Annotated in this window: 26 protein-coding genes; 11 read left to right on the top strand and 15 right to left on the bottom strand. The window is 64.9% G+C overall.

From position 1 onward, the window contains the following. Positions 1 to 96: 96 nt before the first annotated feature. From coaD to ACVWY1_RS15310, 4 genes are all read right to left on the bottom strand, one after another. Positions 97 to 576, bottom strand: a complete 480-nt coding sequence (coaD, locus tag ACVWY1_RS15325) for a pantetheine-phosphate adenylyltransferase (RefSeq protein ID WP_023631729.1) — start codon at positions 574 to 576, stop codon at positions 97 to 99. Between the two features lie 111 nt (positions 577 to 687). Further along, the gene (locus tag ACVWY1_RS15320) at positions 688 to 2,286 is read right to left on the bottom strand and encodes a GMC family oxidoreductase N-terminal domain-containing protein (RefSeq protein ID WP_457378469.1); all 1,599 of its coding nucleotides are present in this window, start codon (positions 2,284 to 2,286) and stop codon (positions 688 to 690) included. A gap of 23 nt (positions 2,287 to 2,309) precedes the next feature. Continuing rightward, complete coding sequence (locus ACVWY1_RS15315; RefSeq protein WP_102681796.1) at positions 2,310 to 2,795, bottom strand: twin-arginine translocation pathway signal protein; 486 nt, start codon at positions 2,793 to 2,795, stop codon at positions 2,310 to 2,312. Further along, a complete protein-coding gene (locus ACVWY1_RS15310; protein ID WP_457378468.1) occupies positions 2,795 to 4,225 on the bottom strand; it encodes a coniferyl aldehyde dehydrogenase in 1,431 nt (476 codons plus the stop codon). Before ACVWY1_RS15310 ends, ACVWY1_RS15315 begins: the two co-directional genes overlap by 1 nt. 145 nt (positions 4,226 to 4,370) lie before the next feature. Here ACVWY1_RS15310 and ACVWY1_RS15305 point away from each other — a divergent pair, with 145 nt between their 5' ends. Then, a complete protein-coding gene (locus ACVWY1_RS15305) occupies positions 4,371 to 5,036 on the top strand; it encodes a TetR/AcrR family transcriptional regulator (protein WP_102681794.1) in 666 nt (221 codons plus the stop codon). Between the two features lie 34 nt (positions 5,037 to 5,070). Continuing rightward, positions 5,071 to 5,925, top strand: a complete 855-nt coding sequence (locus ACVWY1_RS15300) for a sulfurtransferase (protein ID WP_457378467.1) — start codon at positions 5,071 to 5,073, stop codon at positions 5,923 to 5,925. 70 nt (positions 5,926 to 5,995) lie between these two features. On the opposite strand, the gene ACVWY1_RS15295 is transcribed toward ACVWY1_RS15300, so the two are convergent. From ACVWY1_RS15295 to ACVWY1_RS15280, 4 genes are read right to left on the bottom strand one after another with little or no spacing between them, the layout of a single operon-like run. Beyond that, positions 5,996 to 6,988: a hydrolase gene (locus ACVWY1_RS15295; protein ID WP_102681792.1), complete on the bottom strand. Its 993-nt coding sequence runs from the start codon at positions 6,986 to 6,988 to the stop codon at positions 5,996 to 5,998. A gap of 60 nt (positions 6,989 to 7,048) precedes the next feature. Beyond that, entirely contained in the window at positions 7,049 to 7,663 is a 615-nt protein-coding gene (rsmD, locus tag ACVWY1_RS15290) for a 16S rRNA (guanine(966)-N(2))-methyltransferase RsmD (RefSeq protein WP_457378466.1), read from the bottom strand. Beyond that, the gene (locus tag ACVWY1_RS15285; protein WP_277502249.1) at positions 7,663 to 9,156 is read right to left on the bottom strand and encodes a M16 family metallopeptidase; all 1,494 of its coding nucleotides are present in this window, start codon (positions 9,154 to 9,156) and stop codon (positions 7,663 to 7,665) included. Before ACVWY1_RS15285 ends, rsmD begins: the two co-directional genes overlap by 1 nt. Further along, on the bottom strand, positions 9,149 to 10,504 hold the full coding sequence (locus ACVWY1_RS15280) for a M16 family metallopeptidase (protein ID WP_102681789.1): 1,356 nt from the start codon (positions 10,502 to 10,504) through the stop codon (positions 9,149 to 9,151). Before ACVWY1_RS15280 ends, ACVWY1_RS15285 begins: the two co-directional genes overlap by 8 nt. Before the next feature lie 234 nt (positions 10,505 to 10,738). Between ACVWY1_RS15280 and ftsY the strand changes: the two genes are divergently transcribed. The 4 genes from ftsY to rpoH all read left to right on the top strand — a co-directional run bounded on the left by ftsY (position 10,739) and on the right by rpoH (position 14,972). Further along, entirely contained in the window at positions 10,739 to 12,313 is a 1,575-nt protein-coding gene (gene ftsY / locus ACVWY1_RS15275; RefSeq protein WP_457378465.1) for a signal recognition particle-docking protein FtsY, read from the top strand. Further along, positions 12,310 to 12,981, top strand: a complete 672-nt coding sequence (ftsE, locus tag ACVWY1_RS15270) for a cell division ATP-binding protein FtsE (protein WP_011531723.1) — start codon at positions 12,310 to 12,312, stop codon at positions 12,979 to 12,981. The genes ftsY and ftsE overlap by 4 nt, the downstream gene beginning before the upstream one ends. Then, positions 12,978 to 14,006 carry a permease-like cell division protein FtsX gene (gene ftsX, locus ACVWY1_RS15265; protein WP_102681787.1) on the top strand — a complete coding sequence of 343 codons (1,029 nt, stop codon included), beginning with the start codon at positions 12,978 to 12,980 and terminating at the stop codon, positions 14,004 to 14,006. The genes ftsE and ftsX overlap by 4 nt, the downstream gene beginning before the upstream one ends. A 111-nt stretch (positions 14,007 to 14,117) precedes the next feature. Next, the gene (gene rpoH, locus ACVWY1_RS15260; protein WP_023630664.1) at positions 14,118 to 14,972 is read left to right on the top strand and encodes an RNA polymerase sigma factor RpoH; all 855 of its coding nucleotides are present in this window, start codon (positions 14,118 to 14,120) and stop codon (positions 14,970 to 14,972) included. 92 nt (positions 14,973 to 15,064) lie between these two features. Here the strand turns inward: rpoH and mtgA are convergent, their stop codons facing one another. After that, positions 15,065 to 15,775, bottom strand: coding sequence for a monofunctional biosynthetic peptidoglycan transglycosylase (mtgA, locus tag ACVWY1_RS15255; RefSeq protein WP_102681786.1), 711 nt, complete (start codon positions 15,773 to 15,775; stop codon positions 15,065 to 15,067). Positions 15,776 to 15,839: 64 nt separating this feature from the next. Here mtgA and ACVWY1_RS15250 point away from each other — a divergent pair, with 64 nt between their 5' ends. The 5 genes from ACVWY1_RS15250 to ACVWY1_RS15230 all read left to right on the top strand — a co-directional run bounded on the left by ACVWY1_RS15250 (position 15,840) and on the right by ACVWY1_RS15230 (position 18,667). Next, positions 15,840 to 16,211, top strand: a complete 372-nt coding sequence (locus tag ACVWY1_RS15250) for a DUF423 domain-containing protein (protein ID WP_094011016.1) — start codon at positions 15,840 to 15,842, stop codon at positions 16,209 to 16,211. A 102-nt stretch (positions 16,212 to 16,313) separates the two neighbouring features. After that, entirely contained in the window at positions 16,314 to 16,514 is a 201-nt protein-coding gene (gene thiS, locus ACVWY1_RS15245) for a sulfur carrier protein ThiS (RefSeq protein WP_038707614.1), read from the top strand. A 53-nt stretch (positions 16,515 to 16,567) separates the two neighbouring features. After that, positions 16,568 to 17,380, top strand: coding sequence for a thiazole synthase (locus ACVWY1_RS15240; protein WP_046853827.1), 813 nt, complete (start codon positions 16,568 to 16,570; stop codon positions 17,378 to 17,380). 9 nt (positions 17,381 to 17,389) lie between these two features. Beyond that, positions 17,390 to 18,112 (top strand): tRNA (guanosine(46)-N7)-methyltransferase TrmB, encoded by a 723-nt coding sequence (trmB, locus tag ACVWY1_RS15235; protein ID WP_139674188.1) that lies wholly within the window; start codon positions 17,390 to 17,392, stop codon positions 18,110 to 18,112. Between the two features lie 393 nt (positions 18,113 to 18,505). Then, a complete protein-coding gene (locus ACVWY1_RS15230; RefSeq protein WP_158539545.1) occupies positions 18,506 to 18,667 on the top strand; it encodes a hypothetical protein in 162 nt (53 codons plus the stop codon). A 78-nt stretch (positions 18,668 to 18,745) separates the two neighbouring features. Here the strand turns inward: ACVWY1_RS15230 and ACVWY1_RS15225 are convergent, their stop codons facing one another. The 6 genes from ACVWY1_RS15225 to metX are packed head-to-tail and all read right to left on the bottom strand — an operon-like array spanning position 18,746 to position 23,074. After that, positions 18,746 to 19,072, bottom strand: coding sequence for a DUF3392 family protein (locus ACVWY1_RS15225; protein WP_011531731.1), 327 nt, complete (start codon positions 19,070 to 19,072; stop codon positions 18,746 to 18,748). A 9-nt stretch (positions 19,073 to 19,081) separates the two neighbouring features. Next, on the bottom strand, positions 19,082 to 20,260 hold the full coding sequence (gene hemW, locus ACVWY1_RS15220; RefSeq protein ID WP_457378464.1) for a radical SAM family heme chaperone HemW: 1,179 nt from the start codon (positions 20,258 to 20,260) through the stop codon (positions 19,082 to 19,084). Next, positions 20,257 to 20,853, bottom strand: a complete 597-nt coding sequence (gene rdgB, locus ACVWY1_RS15215; protein WP_367857693.1) for an RdgB/HAM1 family non-canonical purine NTP pyrophosphatase — start codon at positions 20,851 to 20,853, stop codon at positions 20,257 to 20,259. Before rdgB ends, hemW begins: the two co-directional genes overlap by 4 nt. Then, a complete protein-coding gene (locus ACVWY1_RS15210) occupies positions 20,850 to 21,284 on the bottom strand; it encodes a DUF4426 domain-containing protein (RefSeq protein WP_110697351.1) in 435 nt (144 codons plus the stop codon). The genes rdgB and ACVWY1_RS15210 overlap by 4 nt, the downstream gene beginning before the upstream one ends. 22 nt (positions 21,285 to 21,306) lie before the next feature. Continuing rightward, positions 21,307 to 21,927 (bottom strand): methionine biosynthesis protein MetW, encoded by a 621-nt coding sequence (metW, locus tag ACVWY1_RS15205; RefSeq protein WP_110697353.1) that lies wholly within the window; start codon positions 21,925 to 21,927, stop codon positions 21,307 to 21,309. 7 nt (positions 21,928 to 21,934) lie between these two features. After that, complete coding sequence (metX, locus tag ACVWY1_RS15200) at positions 21,935 to 23,074, bottom strand: homoserine O-succinyltransferase MetX (protein WP_094011022.1); 1,140 nt, start codon at positions 23,072 to 23,074, stop codon at positions 21,935 to 21,937. Positions 23,075 to 23,122: the final 48 nt, after the last annotated feature.

The raw sequence follows: 23,122 nt of genomic DNA, 5'->3' as shown, positions 1-23,122 counted from the left end.
TGGGCATCGGGCCCGGGCATGTTTCAAAGCGATGGGCGCAATTGTGCCGGATTCGCGCCCGCAGTGCACGCGGGCGCGACATCGTGACCGCGAGGGTTACTTGCGGAAGCGCTCGGTCAGTGCGTCGGCCACGGCCGGGTGCACGAACTTGCTGATATCACCGCCCAACGCGGCGATTTCCCGGACCAGCGTCGAGGAAATGAACGAATAGCGCTCCGATGGCGTGAGGAACAGGCTCTCGACGTCTGGCGCGAGCTGGCGGTTCATGTTGGCCAGTTGGAACTCGTATTCGAAGTCGGACACGGCACGCAGGCCGCGCAGGAATACGTTGGCGCCTTTTTCCTTGGCGAAATGCGCCAGCAGGGAGGAGAAGCCGATGACTTCGACATTGGGCAGGTGCTTGGTGACCTCGCGGGCCAGTTCGACCCGCTGTTCCAGGGGGAACAGCGGGTTTTTCTTCGGGCTGGCCGCCACGGCGATGATCACATGGTCGAACAGGCGCGAGGCGCGCTCGACCAGGTCTCCATGGCCTTTGGTAATGGGGTCGAAAGTACCCGGGTACAACACTCGGTTCATCGCGTCATCCTGGCTGGAGTGCGTTGGGGAGTCGGATGGTAGCGCAGCGATTGCGCCCGGCCAAGTCGTGAGGCCGGCTGATGGCACTATAGACAGCGTGGCTATTGGCTGTCATGCGCCACGTGCCAGGCGGCCGATCAGCGCATCGCTGAGCAGGGCCGTCAGGGCGTACACCGACAGCTGCGGGTTGGCGCCAATGCTGGTGGGGAACAGCGAACCGTCGTGGATCGACAGGTTTTCCAGCTGGTGATGCCGGCCCAGGCTGTCGCACACGGCCTGGCGCGGATCCTCGCCCAGGGCGCAGCCGCCCATGACGTGGGCGCTGCCCAGGCGCATGCGCAGCAGTTCCAGGGGCAGGCCGTCGATCAGCGCCTGGGCTTGTGCCGGGTCGCTGACATAGCGAGCATCGCCATGCACCGGCATCACCTGGCGGGCACCGGCGGCGAACTGGATCTGCGCCATGCTGTGCCAGGCCCGGCGCAGGCCGTCGCGCAGATAGTCGGTGACGGGGTAGTCCAGCACAGGCGAGCCATCGCCGCGCAGCTCTACCTGGCCGCCGGGGCTGTCGGGGTGGAAGCCGTCGCGCAACAGCGCCAGCATCACATGGGTGTGGGGCAGTTCGGCCATGCGCTGGGCATTGTCCTGGCCATGGCCGCCGAGCAGGGTGCTGGCCAGGGCCGGGTGCAACGGTGGTACTTCGAGTTTGTAGCCCACCGGGCCGGTGACAGCGTCCTGCCACTGGAACTGGTCGCTGTAGATCGATTGCGGCGCCCCGTAGTACGGGTCGATCTTCGCTTCGAACTGTGCGGCGCTGAAGTTGACCAGGTGCAGGAAGGTGCGCTTGCCCAGGCGCTGGTGCGGGTCAGGCGCGTCTGAGCGCAGCAGCAGTGCCGGGCTGTTGATACCGCCGCCGGCAAGTACATAGTGGCGGGCGCGTACGCGAACCTGGCGGCCTGTGGGCTGGATACCCCGGGCGTCCAGGGCCTGGCATTGCAAGTGGTCGATGCGCTGGCCGTCATGATTGAACCGCTCGGCACGGGCCAGGTAGAGCAGCTCGCCGCCGTGCTCCAGGGTAGCCGGGATGCTGGTGACCAGCATCGACTGCTTGGCGTTGACCGGGCAGCCCATGCCGCAGTAACCCAGGTTCCAGCAGCCGCGCACGTTGCGCGGAATCACCGCCCAGCGGTGACCAAGCGCCTCGCAGCCGCGACGCAACACGTCGTTGTTGGCATTGGGCGGCATCGCCCAGGGGCTGATGCCCAGATGCTGCTCCATGCGCTCGAACCACGGCTTCAGGGTGTCGTTGTCCAGGCCCTTGACCCCATGCTCGCGAGCCCAGTGTTCCAGGGTCTGTGGCGGTGTGCGAAAGCTCGATGTCCAATTGACCAGGGTAGTGCCGCCCACCGCCCGGCCCTGCAGAATGGTAATGGCGCCGTCTTTGCTCAGACGGCCCAGGCCCTCCTGGTAGAGGTCGGCGTAGGCTTCGTGCTCGAGCAGGTGGAAGTCGCTGCTGGTCTTCAGCGGCCCTTCCTCGATCAGCAGCACCTTCAAGCCAGCGGCGCTGAGCCCTTCGGCGGTGGTGGCGCCGCCTGCGCCGCTGCCGATGACGGCGACGTCGGCAGTGAGGCTCAGGTCCTGTTCCAGGCGTGAGCCATCGTGGGTGATCCAGCCTCTTTCGAGGCCTAGGCGGAATGGGTCGGGGGCGGGCATTTGGCGGTGCTCTTGTCTGGTGTTCAGATCTTGGGTGGGCCGGGGTAGCCGCACGCCGCCCAGGCTTCGGGGCGTTCGTACCAGGCCATCAGCAGCAGTTGCAGCAACGAGGCGTGACCCTGGCGCAGCAGGTTCAACGAGCTGTCGCGCCAGCGTTCGAGGAAGCGTTCAACCTCGGCACCGGTGGCATCGGCCCAGCCGCCCCAGACCCCGGTCAGTGGTCCGCGAGTGAGGGACAGGGTGAGCACGTCGAACAATTGTCGGGTCAGCTTGAGCATGGCGGGCGACAGCGCCGCCAGCTTGTGGTCGAGGCTTTGCAGCACAGACGCCGTGGGCGCCTGGGTACCGGCCAGCACGACGGGAATCAGTGCCTGCAACAGCGGCAGGTCGTCGTCGCGCAGCGCCTGGTAACCCGCCGACGGCCTCTGCTGGCTGCAGCCGATCAGGCTGGTCGCCCCCAGAAACAGGCTGGCGCCCAGGCCGAAGCGCAGCAGGTCGCGGCGCTGCATCAGCGGATGAACAGCTTGTAGACCAGCCGTTGCAAGGCCTTGCCATAGGGCGGGTAGATCACCTTGGCGGCATTGATGCGTTGCTTGGCCAGCACGGCCTTGGCCTTGCTGAAGGTCAGGAAACCTTCGTGACCGTGGTAGTGGCCCATACCGGACGGGCCGATGCCGCCAAATGGCAGGTCATCCTGGGCCACATGCAGCAGGGTGTCGTTGAGGCAGACACCGCCGGAGTGGGTGTCGCGCAGTACCCGGGCCTGCTCGCCACGGTCATAGCCGAAGTAGTAGAGCGCCAGGGGCCGAGGTCGCTGGTTGATGTAGGCCAGGGCGTCGCCCAGGCGCTCGTAGGGCACCACGGGTAGCAGGGGGCCGAAAATCTCGTCCTGCATCACCTGCATGCTGTCGTTTACGTCCAGCAGCAGGTGAGGGGGCAGCCGGCGACCCTGGCGCGGCTCGTCGGGATAGAGGTCGATCACCTGGGCACCCTGCTCGCGGGCATCGTCCAGCAACCGGTTCAGGCGGCCAAGCTGGCGCTCGTTGATGATCGCGCTGTAGTCGGGGTTGCCGGTCAGGCGCGGATAGAGGCGGCGCACAGCGCGCTGGTAGGCGTCGGCGAAGGCGCCCAGGCGCTCGCGGGGCACCAGCACGTAATCGGGGGCGACGCAGGTCTGGCCGGCGTTGAGGGTCTTGCCGAAGGCGATGCGTTCGGCGGCGGTGTCCAACGGCACGTCGGCCGAGACGATAGCCGGCGACTTGCCGCCCAGCTCAAGGGTCACTGGCGTGAGGTTTTGCGCGGCGGCCAGCATCACATGGCGGCCGACGCTGGTGGCGCCGGTGAACAGCAGGTGGTCGAAGGGCAGGCGGGCAAAAACCTGGCCGACTTCCACCTCGCCCAGCACCACGCTCACCAGATCATTGGGGAACACGCGCTCGAGCAGGTTCTTGAGGGCCTGACCACTGGACGGGGTCGACTCGCTGAGCTTGAGCATCACCCGGTTGCCGGCGGCCAGGGCGCCGGTCAGTGGGCCGATGGCGAGAAACAGCGGGTAGTTCCACGGCACGATGATCCCCACCACGCCCAGTGGCTGGTATTGCACCCGGGCGCTGGCGGGATGGAAGGCCAGGCCGACCTTGCGCCGTGATGGACGCATCCAGCGGCCCAGCTGTTTCTCCGCGTCGCGCAGGCCCATGACCGACGGCATCAGTTCGGCGAGCAGGGTTTCGTCACGGCTGCGGCCACTGAAGTCGGCATCGATAGCTGTAATCAGGCGCTCCTGGTCCGCCAGCAGCGCCTCGCGCAGGCTTTTCAACCACTGCCGGCGTTGCGTGGCCGGGGGCATCGAGTTGCCGGAGAACGCCTGTCGTTGAGCGTCGAACGTCGCTTGCAGGTCGAGGTCGGATTGTACGGGGGGAAGTACGGCAGGCGAGGTCATGGCGGCTCCGGGGCTGACGAGTGAATAGAGCATATACTCTAATTGGTACCATCGTGCACCTTTTTCACTTGATCGGCGGTGCACCCGACGGGCTGGAAGCCGTAAGATGGGCCCGATCCTTACACGCTGGAGACTGGAGCTGAGCATGGCCCCGCGCATGAAGACCCGAGAGCGCATCGTGCAGAGCAGCCTGGAGCTGTTCAACCAGCAGGGCGAGCGTTGCGTCAGCACCAACCACATTGCCGCGCACATGGAAATCTCGCCCGGCAACCTGTACTACCACTTCCCCAACAAGCAGGCGATCATCGCCGTGCTGTTCAATCAGTACGAAGCGCTGGTCGACAGCTTCCTGCGCCCGCCCCAGGGCCGCACCGCCACCGTCGAAGACAAGCGCTTCTACCTCAAGGCGCTGCTGGCGGCGATGTGGAACTACCGCTTCCTGCACCGCGACCTCGAGCACCTGCTCGACAGCGACCCGGAACTGGCGGCCCGCTATCGGCGCTTCTCGCAGCGCTGTCTGCAGCAGGGGCAGGCCATTTACCGCGGCTTTGTCGAGGCCGGCATCCTGAACATGGACGCCGCGCAGGTGGAGTCGCTGACCATCAACGCCTGGATCGTGCTGACTTCCTGGGTGCGTTTTCTCAGCACCACCCGCGAGCATTCCGCGCACCTGGGTGAAGAAGCGTTCAAGCGCGGCGTCTATCAGGTGGTGGTGCTGGAGCTGGGGTATGTCACCCCGACCGCGCGTGCCGCGGTACAGGCGCTGTGTGCTGAGTTCCATGTCCCGTTCAACCAGGCCCTGGAGCATTGATCCGGGGTTTCGAGCCATTCATCAGGAGATTGTCATGCCCCTCGCGCAATTGATCACCCCGCAACAGCTGGCCGAACGCCTGGACGCGCCCGGCCTGGTGATCCTCGACTGCCGCTTTGCCTTGGAAGATGTCGACTATGGCCAACGCAGCTACGCCGAAGGGCATATTGCCGGGGCGCACTGCGCCGACCTCGAACGCGACCTGAGCGGGCCGGTGCTCAAGGGCAGCACAGGCCGCCACCCGCTGCCCGACCCGCAGCGGCTGGTGGAGCGCCTTCGCGAGTGGGGCGTGGACAACGACAGCCAGGTGGTGCTCTACGACGACGGCCCCGGCGCCTTTGCCGCCCGTGCCTGGTGGCTGCTGGCCTGGCTGGGCAAGCGCGACGCGGTGTTCATCCTCGATGGCGGCCTGAAGGCCTGGCACGCCGCCCACCTGCCGCTGAGCCTCGACCCGCCGGTACGGCGCGAAGGCAATTTCAGCGGTGAGCCGGACATGGCGCTGCTGATCGATGCCGCCCACCTGGCCAAGCGCCTGGACGACCCCGCGATGACCTTGATCGACGCGCGCGGCCTGCCGCGCTTCCGTGGCGAGGTCGAGCCGATCGACCCGGTGGCCGGGCATATCCCTGGCGCCCGATGCGCGGCATTCACCGACAACCTTGGCGCGGACGGGCGGTTCCTGCCGGCCGCCCAGCTGAAACAGCGGTTTGCCGAAAAACTGGGCGATCGGTCGCCGGAGGACCTGGTGGCTTATTGCGGCTCTGGCGTGACGGCTTGCCACAACCTGTTTGCCCTGTCGCTGGCGGGTTATCCGCTGGGGCGGTTGTATGCCGGGTCGTGGAGTGAGTGGATCAATGATCCGAGGCGCGGCGTAGCCACTGGCGAGTGAGTCCTGATGTGGGATCGGCGCACCGCCGCGCCCACAAAGCCTTCCTTCACCTGATGATCCTGGATGGGGCCTATCGCCCTTCCATCAGCCACTGCGGAATCCGCCGTTCCAGGTAGTACTCCGGATTGCGCAGGCTGCCCTCGACGAACCCCACATGCCCACCCCGGCTGTGCAGTTCGAACTGCGTCTGCGCCGCCAGCTCACTGGCATCGGGCAAGCTGTGGCCAAACACGAACGGATCATCGTTGGCGTGGATGATCAGCGTCGGTGTGCGGTTCTCGCCCAGGTAGTAGCGGCTGGAGGCGCGCCGGTAGTAGTCATGGGCATCGCTGAAGCCATTGAGGGGCGCGGTCACCTTGCCATCGAAGTCCCAGAACGTGCGCAGGTTGCGCAGCGGGCCCAGGCGTTCGAGGGTGGCCAGCCCTTCATGGTGGCCCTTGTCGCGGAAGTGCTGTTGCTTGTCCTGCACGTAGGCCAGCATCTGGCGCATGAAATGCGCCTGGTAGACCTTCGAGAAACCCAGGCCGATACGGTCGGCGCACTGGTCCAGGCGAAACGGCACCGACACCGCTACCGCTGCCTCCAGCTGGCTGGCCGCGCCGCTTTCACCCAGGTACTTGAGCAGCACATTGCCGCCCAGCGAATAGCCCACGGCATACAGCGGCGCCAGCGGCCGCTGCGCCCGCAGGTGACGGATGGTTTCGGCCAGGTCTTCGCTGGCCCCGGAATGGTAGCTGCGCGCCAATAGGTTGGGTTCGCCCGAGCAGCCGCGCCAGTTCACCGCGACACTGGCCCAGCTGCGTGCCTGCAGGGCCAGTTGCAGGCCTTTGACATACGGCGAATTGGACGACCCGGTCAGGCCGTGGAGTACCAGCACCAAGGGCGCATCGGCCTGGTGCGGGCCGTGCCAGTCGAGGTCGAGAAAATCGCCGTCCGCCAGCCATAGACGCTCGCGATTGCGCGGCAGGTCCGGGAGCTTGCGCCAGAGTGGCCCCCACAATGTCTGCAAGTGGGGGTTGGACAGGCCGGCGGCCGGGCGGAAGGTGGCGGTGAGGCTGGGCATGCTGAGCGGCTCGTGATGTGCCTGCCTAGAGTGCCATGAAACACCGCCCTCGCGCCTGTGCTATTGGTCGCCAGCCGCGCGCCGCCACAGGGCGTAATGCACCTGGCCGGTCTTCTTCTCGCGGTGCAGGCGCCAGTTGCCTGGCATTGGCAGCGAAGAGGGCACGGCTTCGCTTTCGGTATAGATCCACGCCTGCTCGCGCAGCCACTGGCCCTGCTCCAGCAGGTGGCAGGTATTGGCCAGCAGGTCCTGGTGGAACGGCGGATCGAGAAACACCACGTCGAACTGCTGCTTGGCCGAGCCTTGCAGGTAGCGCAGGGCGTCGGTCTGCAGGATCTGCCCGCGTGGGCAGCGCAACACTTCGAGGTTGTCCTTGAGGTTGGTGGTGGCCGCAGGGTTGCTGTCCAGCGCCACGGCATCCTTCGCGCCACGGGACAGCGCTTCGAGCACCAGGGCGCCGCTGCCGGTGAAGGCATCGAGCACCAGGGCGCCCTCGATGTAGGGCGCCAGCCAGTTGAACAGGGTTTCGCGCACGCGGTCTGGGGTCGGGCGCAGGCCTTCGCCTTCCGGCACGGCCAGGCGACGGCTGCGCCATTCGCCGGCGATGATGCGCAACTGGCCGGGGCCCTTGCTGGCGCCCGGGGCCGGGCGCGCGGGAGTGTTGGGTCTTGCCATTAGTGCTCCGGTACGCCGAGCGGCTGCTCGGCGGGTTTGTCAGTGGGGGCCGGCAGCGGTTGCTGCGCCACCTTCGGGCCGACGGTGACGATCACCAGCTTGTCCGCCGCGAGATGCTTGTTCATGGCGGCCTTGACCTGCTCGACGCTCAGCGCCTGGGACTGTTGCATGAAGTCCTCCAGCCAGCTCAGCGGCAGGTTGTAGAAGCCGATCGCGCCCAGCTGCCCGACAATGCTGGCGTTGCTGGCATTGGACAGCGGGAAGCTGCCGGCCAGCTCGCGCTTGGCATCGTCCAGTTCCTGCTGGGTCGGACCGTTCTTCAGGTAGTCGGCCAGGATATCCTGGACCAGCTTGAGCGTGCCCTCGCTGAGTTCGGCGCGGGTTTGCAGGTTGATCATGAACGGGCCGCGCACCTGCATCGGGCTGAAGACCGAGTACACGCCGTAGGTCAGGCCGCGCTTTTCACGCACTTCGCTCATCAGGCGGGTGCCGAAGGCACCGCCGCCGAGGATCTGGTTACCCAGCGACAGCGCCGGCCAGTCCGCATCGTTACGGTCGATGCCCAGCTCGGCAAGCATCAGGTGGGTCTGCTTGGACGGGAAGTCGATATGCGTGGCCCCTGGCTTGGGCTCGACAGGTTGCTCCGGCTTGGCCAGTGCAGCGCCCTTGGGCAGGCCGGCGGAGACCTGCGCGGCGATGGCCTCGGCTTCGCCGCGGCTGAGGTCGCCGACCAGGGCGATCACCGCGTTGCCGGCGGCGTAAGCCTTGCCGTGGAAAGTGCGCAGCTGGGCCAGGGTGATGCCTGGAATGGACTCGGCGGTACCGTCGCTGGGGCTGGCATAGGGGTGCTGGCCATAGAGATTGGCGAACAGCGTCTTGCCGGCAATCTTGCCCGGGTTCTGCTTCTCGTACTCGAAGCCCGCCAGCAACTGGTTCTTGATGCGCTTGAGGGCGTCCTCGGGGAAGGTCGGCTGGCCCACCACCTCGGTGAACAGTTTCAACGCCGGCTCGCGTTTTTCCGTGGCGCTGAGGCTGCGCAGCGAGGCCACGGCCATGTCGCGGTAGGAACCGTTGCCGAAGTCGGCGCCCAGGCCTTCGAAGCCTTCGGCAATGGCGGTGACGTCCTTGCCGGCCACGCCCTCGTTGAGCATGGCGTTGGTCAGAGTGGCCAGGCCTGGGGTGCCGCCGTCCTGGCTGCTGCCGGCGGCGAAGGTCACGCGCAGGTCGAACATCGGCAACTCGCGGGCCTCGACGAACAGCACCCGGGCGCCTTCGGCAGTGGTCCAGTGCTGGATGTTCAACTGGCGTCGGCTGGGGGCCTTGCCGTCCAGTTCGGCCAGCGATTGCAGGGTGTTGGCCGGGCGGGCCGCGGCGTCGGCCTGGCTTTGGCTGTCGGACTGGGCAGGGCGCGCCAGCAGCGCGGCGATGGCCACCACCAGCACGATGATCGCCAGGCCGAACAGGGTGTAACGGGGTGCGCTGCGATCACTCATGAGCGGACTCCTCGGGCAGTACATGGGCAACGCTCAGGCGTTCGCGGGTGAAATAGGTGCGGGCGGCGGCCTGGATGTCCTCCGGGGTCACGCGCTTGAGGTCGTCGAGTTCGCTGTCGATCAGCTTCCAGGACAGGCCGACCGTTTCCAGTTGCCCGATGGTGGTGGCCTGGCTGCTGATCGAGTCGCGGTCGTAGACCAGGCCGGCGATCACCTGGGCGCGTACGCGCTCGAGCTCTTCGGCGGTCGGTGGCGTGGTCTTGAGCTCGTCGAGCAACTGCCAGATGCCTTTCTCTACTTCGGCCAGGGTCTTGTGTTTCTGCACGTTGGGCGTGGCCGAGATCATGAACAGGCTGTCGCCGCGGGTGAAGGCGTTGTAGCTGGAGGAGGCACCGGCCACCAATTCCTGGCCGCGCTCCAGGCGTGCCGGCATGCGGGCGCTGTAGCCGCCGTCGAGCAGGGCCGAGATCAGCCGCAGGGCGTTGACGCTGCGCGGGTCCTTGGCGGTGGCCAGGGCCGGGACATTGAAGCCGTAGATCAGGCTGGGCAGTTGCGTGCGCAGGTGCAGGGTGAGCAGGCGCTGGCCCGGCTCGGCCAGTTCCAGCGGCAGTTTGCTCGGCGGCACGGCGCGTTTGGGGATGGGGCCGAAGTACTTCTGCGCCAAGGCCCTGACCTCGTCCGGCTTGACGTCGCCGACCACCACCAGGGTGGCGTTGTTCGGGGCGTACCAGGACTCGTACCAGTGACGCAGTTCCTCGACCTTCATGCGCTCGAGGTCGGCCATCCAGCCGATGGTCGGCGTGTGGTAGCCGCTGGCCGGGTAGGCCATGGCGCGGAACAGCTCGAAGGCCTTGGCATTGGGCTGGTCGTCGGTGCGCAGGCGGCGCTCTTCCTTGATCACCTCGATCTCGCGGCTGAATTCGTCGGCTGGCAGGCGCAGGCTGGCCAGGCGGTCGGCTTCGAGCTCCAGGGCCACCGGCAGGCGATCGCGGGCCAGCACCTGGTAGTAAGCGGTGTAGTCGTCGCTGGTGAAGGCGTTTTCCTCGGCGCCGAGATCGCGCAGGATGCGCGAGGCCTCGCCGGGGCCGATCTTGGCGCTGCCCTTGAACATCATGTGTTCCAGGGCATGGGACAGGCCGGTCTGGCCCGGTGTCTCGTAGCTGGAACCGACCTTGTACCAGATCTGCGAAACCACCACCGGCGCCCGGTGGTCCTCGCGCACGACCACTTTCAGGCCGTTATCTAGGATGAATTCGTGGGTGGGTTGCACATCGGCGGCGAAAGCCGCCAGCGGCAGGCACAGCGTGCCGAGCAACAGGCCAGCGGCGCGGCGGGCTAGAGCATTCATACGGTGTTCAACCTGTTCGGCGGCCCGCTTGGGTTTAGCGTCGGCGGGCCAGGAGGTGCTAGGATACTGATCCGGTTGCCTGGCGACCATGCCTGTCGCCGTTCTGGCCTGCAGGCCCTTACGACAAAACGTTGCGCATGAACCCGCTGGCTTCACAGTAGTCTGTTCTGCGTGAGTTAAGAATTCCCGATGCGCCGCTGCTGGCCCATCGCTACCCTGAGATAGCCGTCTTCCATGTTTGGTTCCAACGACGACAAAAAAGCGCCGGCCGCGGCTGGCGAGAAGAAAGGCCTGTTCAGCTGGTTCCGCAAGAAGCCGGAACAAACTGCCGCCGAACAGCCGCAAGCCCCTGCACCGCAAGCGCCCGTCGAGCAGACCGCACCGGCTGCCGAGCCGTCGCAGGCACCTGTTCCTGAACCAGTGGTTGCCACGCCGCAGCCGGAGCCCGTGCCAGAGCCGGTGGTTGTAGCGCCGCAGCCGGAGCCTGTGCCAGAGCCGGTGGTTGTAGCGCCGCAGCCGGAGCCCGTGCCAGAGCCGGTGGTTGTAGCGCCGCAGCCGGAGCCCGTGCCAGAGCCGGTGGTTGCTGCACCGCAGCCGGAGCTCGCGCCAGAGCCGGTGGTTGCAATGCTGCAACCGGTCGAGGTCGAAGTGACCGCGGCCCCGGTCAGCAACCTGGTCTTGCCTGTCGCTGAAGAGCCGGTGGCATTGGTCGAGGACCTGGAACCCAAGGCGCCGCCCGTCATCCCCGCCCGGCCGTCCGTCGAAACGGTAGCCGCTGCCATTGTCGCTCCAGCACCGGTTGTCGAAACCGCGCCGGTCGTTGCGTCGGCTCCAGTCGACCCAGAGCCTGTCGTCGTGGCGGCCGCCGAGCCGGCCAAACCTGGTTTCTTCGCCCGCCTCAAGCAGGGCCTGTCGAAGACCAGCGCCAGCATCGGCGAAGGCATGGCCAGCCTGTTCCTCGGCAAGAAGGTCATCGACGACGACCTGCTCGATGAAATCGAGACCCGGTTGCTGACCGCCGACGTCGGCGTCGAGGCCACCTCGACCATCGTCCAGAACCTGACCCAGAAAGTTGCCCGCAAGCAGTTGGCAGACGCCGATGCGCTTTACAAGTCGCTGCAGGAAGAACTGGCCGCGCTGCTGCGCCCGGTCGAGCAGCCGCTGAAGATCGAGGCGCAGAAAAAGCCCTACGTGATCCTTGTGGTTGGCGTGAACGGGGCTGGCAAGACCACCACCATCGGCAAGCTGGCGAAGAAGCTGCAGCTTGAGGGCAAGAAAGTCATGCTCGCGGCCGGCGACACCTTCCGCGCCGCCGCGGTAGAGCAGTTGCAGGTGTGGGGCGAGCGTAACCAGATCCCGGTGATTGCCCAGCACACCGGTGCCGACTCGGCTTCGGTGATCTTCGATGCGGTGCAGGCCGCCAAGGCCCGTAACGTCGATGTGCTGATCGCCGATACCGCTGGTCGTCTGCACACCAAGGACAACCTGATGGAAGAGCTGAAGAAGGTCCGTCGGGTCATGGGCAAGCTTGATGTCGAGGCGCCGCACGAGGTGCTGCTGGTGCTCGATGCCGGTACCGGGCAGAACGCCATCAGCCAGGCCAAGTACTTCAACCAGAGCGTCGAGCTGACGGGCCTGGCCCTGACCAAGCTGGATGGTACCGCCAAGGGCGGCGTGATCTTCGCCCTGGCCAAGCAGTTCAACATCCCGATCCGCTTCATCGGTGTGGGCGAGGGTATCGACGACCTGCGCACCTTCGAAGCCGAACCTTTCGTCAAGGCGCTGTTCGCCGAGCGTGAACCTTCATGATCCGATTCGAACAGGTAGCCAAGCGCTATCCCAACGGCCATGTCGGCCTGCACGAACTGAGCTTCCGGGCGCGTCGTGGCGAGTTCCTGTTCGTCACCGGCCACTCCGGCGCCGGCAAGAGCACCCTGTTGCGGCTGCTGCTGGCCATGGAGCGTCCGACCAGCGGCAAGCTGCTGCTGGCCGGGCAGGACCTGGGCCAGATCAGCAACGCGCAGATTCCGTTCCTGCGCCGGCAGATCGGCGTGGTGTTCCAGAACCACCAGTTGCTGTTTGACCGCACGGTGTTCAACAACATCGCCCTGCCGTTGCAGATTCTCGGGCTGTCCAAGGCCGAGATCGCCAAACGCGTCGACTCGGCGCTGGAGCGTGTGTCGCTGAGCGACAAGGGCGAACTGTTCCCGGCCGACCTGTCCACCGGCCAGCAACAGCGGGTCGGCATTGCCCGGGCCATCGTGCATCAGCCGGCCCTGCTGCTGGCGGATGAACCCACCGGTAACCTCGACCCGCGCCTGGCCGCCGAGATCATGGGCGTGTTCGAGGACATCAACCGCCTGGGCACTACGGTACTGATCGCCAGTCACGACCTGGCGCTGATCGCGCGCATGCGCCACCGCATGCTGACGCTGCAACGCGGCCGCTTGATCGGCGATGGGGAGGCCGGGCAATGAGCACCACACGTACACCAAAGGTTTCCGAGCGGGTCGCGCCGAAAGCCGCTGATCCGCAGCCATCGAAGAAAAAGCGTGGCGATCATGATGACGATGGTCCGGATTTGCGCAGCCTCCTGCACGCCTGGCTGGAAAGCCACCGTGCCAGCCTGGCCGACAGTTTGCGCCGCCTGGGCAAGCAGCCGATTGGCAGTTTCTTCACCTGCCTGGTGATGGCCGTGGCGCTGAGCATGCCCATGGGCCTGTCGTTGTTGCTCAAGAATGTCGAGAAACTCGGCGGCTCCTGGCAGCGCGCGGCGCAGATCTCGCTGTACCTCAAGCTCGATGCCAGCAGCCGCGATGGCGAGGCCCTGCGTGACGAGATCAAGGGCATGCCCGGCGTCGCCGAGGCGCAGTACGTCAGCCGCGAGCAGGCGCTGGAAGAGTTCCAGCAACAGTCGGGCCTGGGCGAGGCGCTGCGTGAACTGCCGGACAACCCACTGCCCGGCGTGGTGGTGGTGACCCCGACCGAGGTCGACAAGCCAGCCCTGGAAGCCTTGCGTCAGCGCCTCTCCGAGCTACCTCGCGTGGAAACGGCGCAGCTGGACCTGGTATGGGTCGAGCGCCTGGCGGCGATTCTCAAGCTGGGTGACCGGTTCGTCTTCGGCCTGGCGGTGATGCTGATTTCCGCGCTGCTGTTAGTAATCGGTAACACAATTCGTCTACATATCGAAAACCGCCGGGTCGAGATCGAAGTGATCAAGCTCGTCGGTGGCACCGACAGCTACGTACGGCGCCCTTTCCTGTACATGGGTGCCCTGTATGGACTGGGTGCGGGCGTGCTGGCCTGGGGCATCCTGGCGTTCGGCCTGAACTGGCTGAACGACGCGGTGGTCGGGCTTTCCGGCCTGTATGGCAGTGATTTCGCCCTGGGTGGCGTACCAGCCTCGGATGGACTTTCACTCTTGATCGGGGCGGTACTGTTGGGGTATATCGGTGCATGGATCGCAGTCGCTCGTCACCTGAACGAGCTTGCACCGCGATAAATGTTTCATGGCCAGTATTGACAAATTTTTCATTCTGGAACTTGTACAACGGTTCCTTGTCTATGCTGGCAGTGCCCAAAAGGCATGAGTCTGTAAGCCGGAGGTACTTGAATGACCAATTCGTTGCAACCTGCCTATGCCCTGGTTCCCGGTGCAAACCTGGAAGCCTATGTGCACACGGTCAACAGCATCCCCTTGCTGACGCCGGAGCAGGAGCGTGAACTGGCCGAGCGTCTCTATTACGAGCAGGATCTCGAGGCCGCTCGGCAAATGGTGATGGCCCACCTGCGTTTCGTCGTACACATCGCGCGTAGCTATGCGGGCTACGGGCTGGCCCAGGCCGACCTGATCCAAGAAGGCAACGTTGGCCTGATGAAGGCGGTAAAGCGCTTCAACCCGGAAATGGGCGTGCGTCTGGTGTCCTTCGCCGTGCACTGGATCAAGGCCGAGATCCACGAGTTCATCCTGCGCAACTGGCGCATCGTCAAGGTGGCCACCACCAAGGCCCAGCGCAAGCTGTTCTTCAACCTGCGCAGCCAGAAGAAACGCCTGGCCTGGTTGAACAATGACGAAGTCCATCGCGTGGCCGAGAGCCTGGGTGTCGAGCCGCGTGAAGTGCGTGAGATGGAAAGCCGTTTGAGCGGCCAGGACATGGCCTTCGACCCGGCGGCGGAAGCCGACGATGACAGCGCCTTCCAGTCGCCTGCGCATTACCTGGAAGACCACCGCTACAACCCCGCCGTGCAACTAGAGGACGCTGACTGGAGCGACAACTCCACCAGCAACCTGCATGAAGCGCTGCAGGGCCTGGATGATCGCAGCCGCGACATCCTCTACCAGCGTTGGCTGGCCGAAGAGAAGGCCACGCTGCATGAGCTGGCAGAAAAGTACAGCGTGTCGGCCGAGCGTATTCGCCAGCTGGAGAAGAACGCGATGAACAAGGTCAAGGCATTGATCACGATCTGATCGGCGCCCTGGCTGGATTGAAAAGCCGCTGCTCTCGGAAGAGGCAGCGGCTTTTTTGTGTGTTGAAGCTGACTGGGGCGTGGGAGCGGGCTTTAACGCCTGCGCGAAGCATCCAGCTGCATCAGGTAGCTCGGCCCGCCCAACTGGCTCATCTGCCGGCGGATCCACCCCGCACGGCTTGCCACATAGGCGCTGGGGCGGCTGGCACTCCACTTGATCGGGCTTGGCAGCACGGCCGCGAGCTGTGCGGCCTGTTGTCGCGTCAGGCGGCTGGCATCCACGCCGAAGTGATAACGCGCCGCCGCCTGGGCACCGAACACGCCCTTGCCCCATTCGGCACTGTTCAGATACACCTCGAGTATCCGTTCCTTCGACCAGAACAACTCGATAAGGGCGGTGAACCAGGCTTCCAGCCCCTTGCGCAGCCAACTGCGCCCGGACCACAGGAACAGGTTCTTGGCCACCTGCTGGGTCAGCGTGCTGGCGCCACGCACTTTGCCGCCACGCTCGTTGTAAGCCAGCGCCGCCTGGATCGCAGGGATATCGAAGCCCCAGTGGCTGGCGAACTTCTGGTCTTCGCCGGCGATGACCGCCACCTTGAGCTCGTCGGAGATTTCCTCCCACGGCGTCCAGTCACGTTGCAGGTCGATCGGCTCGCCGCTGGCCCATGACTGCACCTTGCGCTCGACCATCAGCGCGGTGCCGGGCGGCGGCACCCAGCGCAACACCAGGACCACGGCGATGCTGCCAGCAGCGAACCAGAGCAGGACGCGGGAAAGGCGGCGAAGAAGGGATGACAGCATGGTGATGGCTTGGCCGGACCGTTGGAACGGGCCATTATACAGACCCCTCCCGAGGAGTCGTCCCATGCTTCGCAGCTTCCTGATGCTCGCCGCGTTCTTCGGCTTTACCGGCGTCGCCCTCGGCGCTTTCGCCGCCCATGGCTTGAAAAACCGTCTCAGCGCCGACTACCTGGCGATCTTCCATACCGGTGTCACCTACCAACTGGTGCATGCCCTGGCGATACTGGGCGTGGCGGTGCTGTCGGCGCACTTGCCCGGGCGCCTGGTTGGCTGGGCAGGTGGCTTGTTCGCCGTGGGTATCCTGCTGTTCTCCGGTAGCCTCTACGCCCTCACGCTCAGCGGCCTGGGCAAGCTCGGCATGATCACCCCGCTGGGCGGCCTGTGCTTCCTTGCTGGCTGGCTTTGCCTGGGGTTGGCCGCCTGGCGGCTGGGCTGACCGGTCGGTCCACAATCGCGACTAATGGCGTGTGTCGCCCTTGGGTTGCAGGGCGGATCGGGGCTAGAATGCGGGCCCCAAAGAACAATGGTGGCCGTGCGCATGCGCATTCAATTGAACGGTGAACCTTACGAACTGCCCGCGGGCGAGAGCGTCGCGGCGCTGCTGGGCCGGCTGGAGCTGGCCGGCCGCCGGGTGGCGGTGGAACTGAACCTGGACATCGTGCCGCGTAGCCAGCATGAGAGCACGCAGCTCAAGGACGGCGACCAGGTCGAGGTGGTCCACGCCATCGGTGGCGGCTAACCGCCCCTGAAACCTCGCCAGCAAAGTCCCGCAATCTTTCCTGAGGAACAACGATGAGCAACGTTCGCAGCGACAAGCCCTTCATCCTGGCCGGGCGCACTTTCCAGTCGCGCCTGCTGGTCGGCACCGGCAAGTACCGTGACATGGAAGAAACCCGCCTGGCCACCGAGGCCTCGGGTGCCGAGATCGTCACCGTCGCCGTGCGCCGTACCAACCTGGGCCAGAACGCGGGTGAGCCGAACCTGCTCGACGTGCTGTCGCCAGACAAGTACACCATCCTGCCGAACACCGCCGGTTGCTTCGATGCGACGGAAGCGGTGCGCACCTGCCGCCTGGCCCGTGAACTGCTCGATGGCCGCAAGTCCCATGAGTCCAGGACGCTGGTGAAGCTGGAAGTGCTGGCCGACCAGAAAACCCTGTTCCCCAATGTGATCGAAACCCTCAAGGCCGCCGAAGTGCTGGTCAAGGAAGGTTTCGATGTGATGGTCTACACCAGCGATGACCCGATCATCGCCCGTCAGCTGGCCGAAGCCGGCTGTATCGCCGTCATGCCGCTGGCCGGCCTGATCGGCACCGGCCTTGGCATCTGCAACCCGTACAACCTGCAGATCATCCTGGAGGAATCCAAGGTGCCGGTGCTGGTCGATGCCGGCGTGGGTACAGCCTCCGATGCGACCATCGCCATGGAAATGGGTTGCGAAGCGGTGCTGATGAACTCGGCCATCGCCCATGCCCAGCAGCCGGTACTGATGGCCGAAGCCATGAAACACGCCATCGTTGCCGGTCGCATGGCCTATCTGGCCGGTCGCATGCCGAAAAAACTCTATGCCAGCGCCTCTTCGCCGCTGGATGGTCTGATCAAGTAAGAGCTCCTGATGACTGAATCGCAAGAAACGCCGATCTCCGAAGACGGCGAAACCCGCCCGCACCGCCGTATCAAGAGCTTCGTGATGCGCGCTGGGCGCATGACCGAAGGCCAGCAGCGCGGCCTGGACCAGGGCGGCCCGCAGTTCATCCTGCCGCTGGCCGACAGCCCGGTGGACTATGACCAGGTGTTCGGCCGTTCGGCGCCGCGCACCCTGGAGATCGGCTTCGGCATGGGTCACTCGCTGCTGGAAATGGCTGCCGCATCGCCTGAGCTGGACTTCATTGGTGTCGAAGTGCACCGCCCGGGTGTCGGCGCGCTGCTCAATGGCGTGCTGACACAGGGGCTGAAGAACCTGCGGGTGTACGACTGCGATGCCATCGAAGTGCTCAACCGCTGCGTGGCGGACAACAGCCTTGACCGTCTGATGCTGTTCTTCCCCGATCCTTGGCACAAGGCGCGTCACCACAAGCGCCGGATCGTTCAGCCGGAGTTCGCCGAGCTGGTGCGCAGCAAGCTGAAAGTCGGCGGTGTGTTCCATATGGCCACCGACTGGGAGCCCTATGCCGAGCACATGCTTGAAGTAATGAAAGTGGCGCCAGGCTATCGCAACCAGGCGGCTGATGGCGCCTACGTGCCGCGTCCGGAAGAGCGGCCGATCACCAAGTTCGAGCGTCGCGGTGAGCGCCTTGGGCATGGGGTGTGGGATCTGAAGTTCGAGAAGGTGAGCTGAGCCGGGTTCGTTCGGTGCTGCCCTTCAAACCTGCGAAATTGCAGGTACAAAAAAACCGCCTTGGCAAGGGCGGTTTTTTTATGCGGGCTTTGGGTTACGAATCCTTGGCCTGCGTACTTTGGTTTCACTGGAGACAACCCACGGGTGAAATATTAGGGCAGCCTCAAAACAGCGTCAATCATGGAAATATTCGGCATTATCTGTGACTGAGCTGGTAACAGTCTTGAACTTTCGATTGTCGTAAGATCGCTGCGCTCTCATGTGAGGATATCCAGTGGCGGGCCGGGAAACCAATGACTTTGCTGTCTCGGCCCCTTCGACGCGGCCTACGAACCGCGCCGGTGTGATTTTCGAAGGGCCATCCACCTGGCCACTTCACTGGCGATAACCCACATGATCACCGAAGGCGTCGAAGTGCCGGTCAGACGCTGGAAGATTGGCCCAGCCAGCACGGAGGCCAAGGCATATGAAGCGTTTGCTGAATACGCTGAGCCGCGTCTGGAAGCTCATTCGGATCCTGATCATTTTCAGGACCGTCAGGGACTTCCTGCGTGATCACTTCGACGATGCCCGTTAAGGGGTTGGTCGGGTGAGAAGCCGCCCTGGCCTGCCAGGGCGGCTTTTAGCGGACGCTCACCCCCGCCGATCAGCGACCACGCCGATCAAAACCAGTACCACCAGTAGCACCGGCGCCAGCGCATAGTTGTTGAACTGACCCAGCCCCTTGACGATCCACGGCGTCGCATAGATCAGCGCGGCACCGCTGCCGATCATCACCAGCAGTGCCATGAATGGCACGCGCAGGGCGCCGGCCAGGCCGCCCAGGCGCCCCTCGACCCAGCCTTTGATATCGGTGCCGAACAGCACCAGCAGGCAGCCCACCAGGGCCAGCGAAATCTCTGAGAGGTTGCTGCGGCTCCAGCGGGAAACGGTCGAGAGCAGGTCAAGTACCAGGTCCATGGGTCATCCTTAATTCAAGAAGTACTGCAGCAGGTCGTTGAGGAACAGTTGGCCACGCGGCGTGGCGGCCAGACGATCCGGTTCGACCCGCAAAAGGCCTTTTTGTTCGGCTTCACGGCGGGCTTCGGCCAGTTGTGCAAGAGGCAGGCCGGTACGCAGGTTGAACAGCTCGGCCTCAACTCCGTCGGTGAGGCGCAGCGCGTTCATCAGGAACTCGAAGGGTAGCTCATCGGCCGGCAACAGCTTCTCGCCGGCCTTGAACGGCTTGGACGGGTTCAGGTAGTCCTTGGGCAGGCGGGTCTTCCAGGTGCGTAGGATGCGCCCGTCCGGGAACGACAGCTTGCCGTGGGCGCCGGCACCGATGCCGATGAAGTCGCCGAAGCGCCAGTAGTTCAGGTTGTGCCGCGCAGCACTACCGGCTTGGGCGTAGGCCGAGACTTCATACTGGCGGTAACCGTGGTCCGCCATCAGCGCCTGGCCGGCTTCCTGGATATCCCAGAGGATGTCGTCCTCGGGCAGCTCAGGCGGCTGGTTCCAGAACACCGTGTTGGGTTCCACCGTCAGCTGGTACCAGGACAGGTGCGTCGGCGCCAGCTCGATGGCCTGGCGCAGGTCGCCCAAGGCGTCGTCGAGCGACTGGTCTGGCAAGCCGTGCATCAGGTCCATGTTGAAGTTGTCGAAGCCCGCGGCGCGGGCCATATCGGCGGCTCGCACCGCTTCGGCGCCATTGTGGATGCGCCCGAGTCGTTCGAGCTTGGCGGGCTGGAAACTCTGCACGCCGATGGACAGCCGATTGATGCCGGTCTGGCGGTAGGCCTTGAACTTCTCCTGCTCGAAGGTACCCGGGTTGGCCTCGAGGGTGATCTCGATGTCCGGGGCGAACGGGATGCGTTGCTCGATACCGCGCAGCAGGCGCCCAAGCGCGTCGGCGCTGAACAGGCTCGGGGTGCCGCCGCCGAAGAAGATCGTGCTGATCGGACGGCTCTGCACGGCATGCATTTCCTGGTCGAGGTCGGCGAGCAGGGCGTCGATGTACTCAGCTTCCGGCAGGGTCGGGCCGGCCTGGTGCGAGTTGAAGTCGCAGTACGGGCATTTGCGCACGCACCAGGGAATATGGATATAGAGCGACAGCGGCGGGAGTTCGGGAAGGATCAGGCCCGCCGGCTGTACCAACAGCTTTTCGCTCATGCCAGGCCCAGACGCTGACGCAGCAGGGCCATGGCGCGGGCGCGGTGGCTGAGTTGGTTCTTGTCGACAGGGGCCAGGTCGGCGCTGGAGCATTTGCGTTCCGGCACCCAGAACAGCGGGTCGTAGCCGAAGCCATGTTCGCCGCTGGCTTCGAACAGGATGCTGCCGTGCCACAGACCTTCGCAGAGGATCGGCAGCGGGTCGTCGGCGTGCCGCACCAGGGCCAGAACGCAGACGAATTGAGCGCCGCGCTGGTCTTCAGGCACATCCTTGAGCGCATCGAGCAGCTTGGCGTTGTTCGCCGCGTCGCCCTTGCCGTCGGCATAGCGTGCCGAGTAGATACCCGGCGCGCCGCCGAGGAAGTCCACCGCCAGGCCCGAGTCGTCGGCCAGTGCCGGCAGGCCGGAAATGCGCGCGGCGTTGCGCGCCTTGAGGATGGCGTTCTCGACGAACGACAGGCCGGTCTCCTCCGGCTCAACCTGGCTGAATTCACCAATCGAGCGCAGGTTCACGGACTCGCCGAGCATGGCCTGCAGTTCCTTGAGTTTGCCGGCGTTATGGCTGGCCAATACGAGTTGCTGGAAATTCATCATTCGCCTGGGAACACTTCCTGGTTGAAGCTGAGTTTATTGCTGACGCCGCCGCTCTCGACGTTGAGGTCGAAGGTGACGGTCTCGGCCTGGTCGATCTTGAACTGTGCGATGTAGTACACCGCACCCTGATCGGTAATCTGTTTGAAAGACAACGGACTGCTGCGCCCGGTGAGATCTTTCACTGTGCCGCTGACTACCGCCATCGCGGGCTTGCCGGCCTTGAGCACGGCGATGTTGAGCACGCCCTGGTTCTTGCTGCGGGTCAGGCCCGTGGCGGCAGCGATGTCGGGTTGCAGCATGCTTGAGGTGAAGGCGCTGTAGTGGACCGTCACATCACCGAACACTTCCTTGCGCTCGGGCCTGGCGGCATCGGCAGCCAGTACCGGCAAGGCCAGGCACAGGCTGATCAGAAACAGTGCTAGTCGACGCATGATGCCATTCCTCCGTTGAGGGTCAGACCGCGAGCTGATGCTCCTGCAGGCCCGGGCTGCTGACCCGATAGATACCGATCTCACCTAGAAGATTAGGCCAAAGCCGGCCGCCCAACCCGTTACGGTGCAGGTGGTCGACGGCAAGGCGGTCGAGGACCTTGGCCTTGCGCTCATGGCACAGGTTCTCGAAGTCCTCGAAGGTGCAGAAGTGGATGTTCGGCGTGTTGTACCAGGTATACGGCATGAAGTCCGAGACTGGCATGCGACCCTTGGTCGCCAGGTACCAGCGGCAGCGCCAGTGACCAAAGTTGGGGAAGGTGATGATGCACTGGCGGCCCACCCGCAGCATTTCGTCGAGGATCCGGTCGGGGTACTCCACGGCCTGCAGGGCCTGGGTCATGACCACCACGTCGAAGCTGTTGCTGGCGAAGTTGCCCAGGCCCTTGTCCAGGTCCTGCTCGATCACGTTGACGCCCTTGGCCACGCAGGCGGCGATGTTGTCGGCGTCGATCTCCAGGCCGTAGCCGGTGACGTTCTTGCGTTCACGCAGCGAGGCCAGCAGTTCGCCGTTGCCGCAGCCCAGGTCGAGTACCCGGCTGCCGGCGGGGATCCAGTCTTGGATGATTTCCAGGTCGGCTCTCATGGGGTCCTCAAACGGCGATGCGGTTCATGTAGTTGGCGAAACCCTGCATGTAGCGGGGGGTCGGGATGAGGAAGGCGTCGTGGCCGTAAGGCGAGTCGATGTCCAGGTAGCAGACGTTCTTGCGCGCGGCCATCAGGGCGTCGACGATCTCCCGCGAACGGGCCGGCGAGAAGCGCCAGTCGGTGGTGAACGACATGATGCAGTAGTCCGCCGTGACGTGGGCCAGGGTTGCCGCCAGGTCGCCGCCATGGGCGGCGGCCGGGTCGTAGTAGTCCAGGGCCTTGGTCATCAACAGGTAGGTGTTGGCGTCGAAGCGGCCGGAGAATTCCTCACCCTGGTAGCGCAGGTAGCTTTCGACCTGGAATTCGACGCTGTGGAAGTCGTAGTTGAGCTTGTCGCTCTTGAGCTCTCGGCCGAACTTCTCGCCCATCGAGTCGTCGGACAGGTAGGTGATGTGGCCGACCATGCGCGCCAGCATCAGGCCGCGCTTGGGGATCACGCCCTGGTCCTGGAACGAGCCGCCGTGGAACTCGGGGTCGGTGAGGATGGCCTGGCGCGCCACTTCGTTGAAGGCGATGTTCTGCGCCGACAGCTTGGGCGCCGAGGCGATGTCCACGCAATGGCGCACCCGATCCGGGTAGGTGATGGTCCATTGCAGCGCCTGCATGCCACCCAGGCTGCCGCCGACGATGGCGGCCCAGGTATGGATCCCCAGGCGATCGGCCAGGCGCGCCTGGCTGTGCACCCAGTCTTCCACGGTCAGCACCGGGAAATCGGCACCGTAGGGCTTGCCGGTGGCCGGGTTGAGGCTGCTGGGGCCGGTGCTGCCATTGCAACCGCCGAGGTTGTTCAGGCTGACCACGAAGAAGCGGTTGGTGTCGATCGGCTTGCCGGGGCCGATGCAGCTGTCCCACCAGCCCGGCTTGCGGTCGGTGGCGGCATGGTAGCCAGCGGCATGATGGTGGCCGGACAGCGCATGGCAGATCAGCACGGCATTGCTGGCGCTGCTGTTGAGGGTGCCATAGGTTTCGTAGATCAGCTCGTACGAGGCCAGGGCGCGGCCACAGGCCAGGGCCAGCGGTTCATCGAACCGGGCGATCTGCGGTGTTACCAGACCGACGGAATCTTCGGGAAGGACAGTGGACATCGACCCTGCTCACGCTTGACGGAGGCGTAAGTCTAAAGAGCGCTACCC

The sequence above is a fragment of the Pseudomonas sp. TE6288 genome (genome assembly GCF_054062095.1).
The sequence above is the reverse complement of the archived record's forward strand: the minus strand, read 5'-3'. Positions and strand labels throughout refer to the sequence as shown.

Coding starts and splice junctions, on each gene's coding strand:
- coaD (WP_023631729.1), bottom strand. CDS start 576: ATGAACCGAGTGTTGTACCCGGGTACTTTCGACCCCATTACCAAAGGC.
- ftsE (WP_011531723.1), top strand. CDS start 12,310: ATGATCCGATTCGAACAGGTAGCCAAGCGCTATCCCAACGGCCATGTC.
- ACVWY1_RS15310 (WP_457378468.1), bottom strand. CDS start 4,225: ATGACCTCGCCTGCCGTACTTCCCCCCGTACAATCCGACCTCGACCTG.
- metX (WP_094011022.1), bottom strand. CDS start 23,074: ATGTCCACTGTCCTTCCCGAAGATTCCGTCGGTCTGGTAACACCGCAG.
- trmB (WP_139674188.1), top strand. CDS start 17,390: ATGACTGAATCGCAAGAAACGCCGATCTCCGAAGACGGCGAAACCCGC.
- ACVWY1_RS15320 (WP_457378469.1), bottom strand. CDS start 2,286: ATGCCCGCCCCCGACCCATTCCGCCTAGGCCTCGAAAGAGGCTGGATC.
- ACVWY1_RS15250 (WP_094011016.1), top strand. CDS start 15,840: ATGCTTCGCAGCTTCCTGATGCTCGCCGCGTTCTTCGGCTTTACCGGC.
- ACVWY1_RS15315 (WP_102681796.1), bottom strand. CDS start 2,795: ATGCAGCGCCGCGACCTGCTGCGCTTCGGCCTGGGCGCCAGCCTGTTT.
- ftsX (WP_102681787.1), top strand. CDS start 12,978: ATGAGCACCACACGTACACCAAAGGTTTCCGAGCGGGTCGCGCCGAAA.
- ACVWY1_RS15210 (WP_110697351.1), bottom strand. CDS start 21,284: ATGCGTCGACTAGCACTGTTTCTGATCAGCCTGTGCCTGGCCTTGCCG.
- ACVWY1_RS15285 (WP_277502249.1), bottom strand. CDS start 9,156: ATGAGTGATCGCAGCGCACCCCGTTACACCCTGTTCGGCCTGGCGATC.
- ftsY (WP_457378465.1), top strand. CDS start 10,739: ATGTTTGGTTCCAACGACGACAAAAAAGCGCCGGCCGCGGCTGGCGAG.
- ACVWY1_RS15305 (WP_102681794.1), top strand. CDS start 4,371: ATGGCCCCGCGCATGAAGACCCGAGAGCGCATCGTGCAGAGCAGCCTG.
- rpoH (WP_023630664.1), top strand. CDS start 14,118: ATGACCAATTCGTTGCAACCTGCCTATGCCCTGGTTCCCGGTGCAAAC.
- ACVWY1_RS15280 (WP_102681789.1), bottom strand. CDS start 10,504: ATGAATGCTCTAGCCCGCCGCGCCGCTGGCCTGTTGCTCGGCACGCTG.
- ACVWY1_RS15225 (WP_011531731.1), bottom strand. CDS start 19,072: ATGGACCTGGTACTTGACCTGCTCTCGACCGTTTCCCGCTGGAGCCGC.
- metW (WP_110697353.1), bottom strand. CDS start 21,927: ATGAGAGCCGACCTGGAAATCATCCAAGACTGGATCCCCGCCGGCAGC.
- ACVWY1_RS15230 (WP_158539545.1), top strand. CDS start 18,506: ATGATCACCGAAGGCGTCGAAGTGCCGGTCAGACGCTGGAAGATTGGC.
- rdgB (WP_367857693.1), bottom strand. CDS start 20,853: ATGATGAATTTCCAGCAACTCGTATTGGCCAGCCATAACGCCGGCAAA.
- ACVWY1_RS15295 (WP_102681792.1), bottom strand. CDS start 6,988: ATGCCCAGCCTCACCGCCACCTTCCGCCCGGCCGCCGGCCTGTCCAAC.
- ACVWY1_RS15300 (WP_457378467.1), top strand. CDS start 5,071: ATGCCCCTCGCGCAATTGATCACCCCGCAACAGCTGGCCGAACGCCTG.
- thiS (WP_038707614.1), top strand. CDS start 16,314: ATGCGCATTCAATTGAACGGTGAACCTTACGAACTGCCCGCGGGCGAG.
- ACVWY1_RS15240 (WP_046853827.1), top strand. CDS start 16,568: ATGAGCAACGTTCGCAGCGACAAGCCCTTCATCCTGGCCGGGCGCACT.
- mtgA (WP_102681786.1), bottom strand. CDS start 15,775: ATGCTGTCATCCCTTCTTCGCCGCCTTTCCCGCGTCCTGCTCTGGTTC.
- rsmD (WP_457378466.1), bottom strand. CDS start 7,663: ATGGCAAGACCCAACACTCCCGCGCGCCCGGCCCCGGGCGCCAGCAAG.
- hemW (WP_457378464.1), bottom strand. CDS start 20,260: ATGAGCGAAAAGCTGTTGGTACAGCCGGCGGGCCTGATCCTTCCCGAA.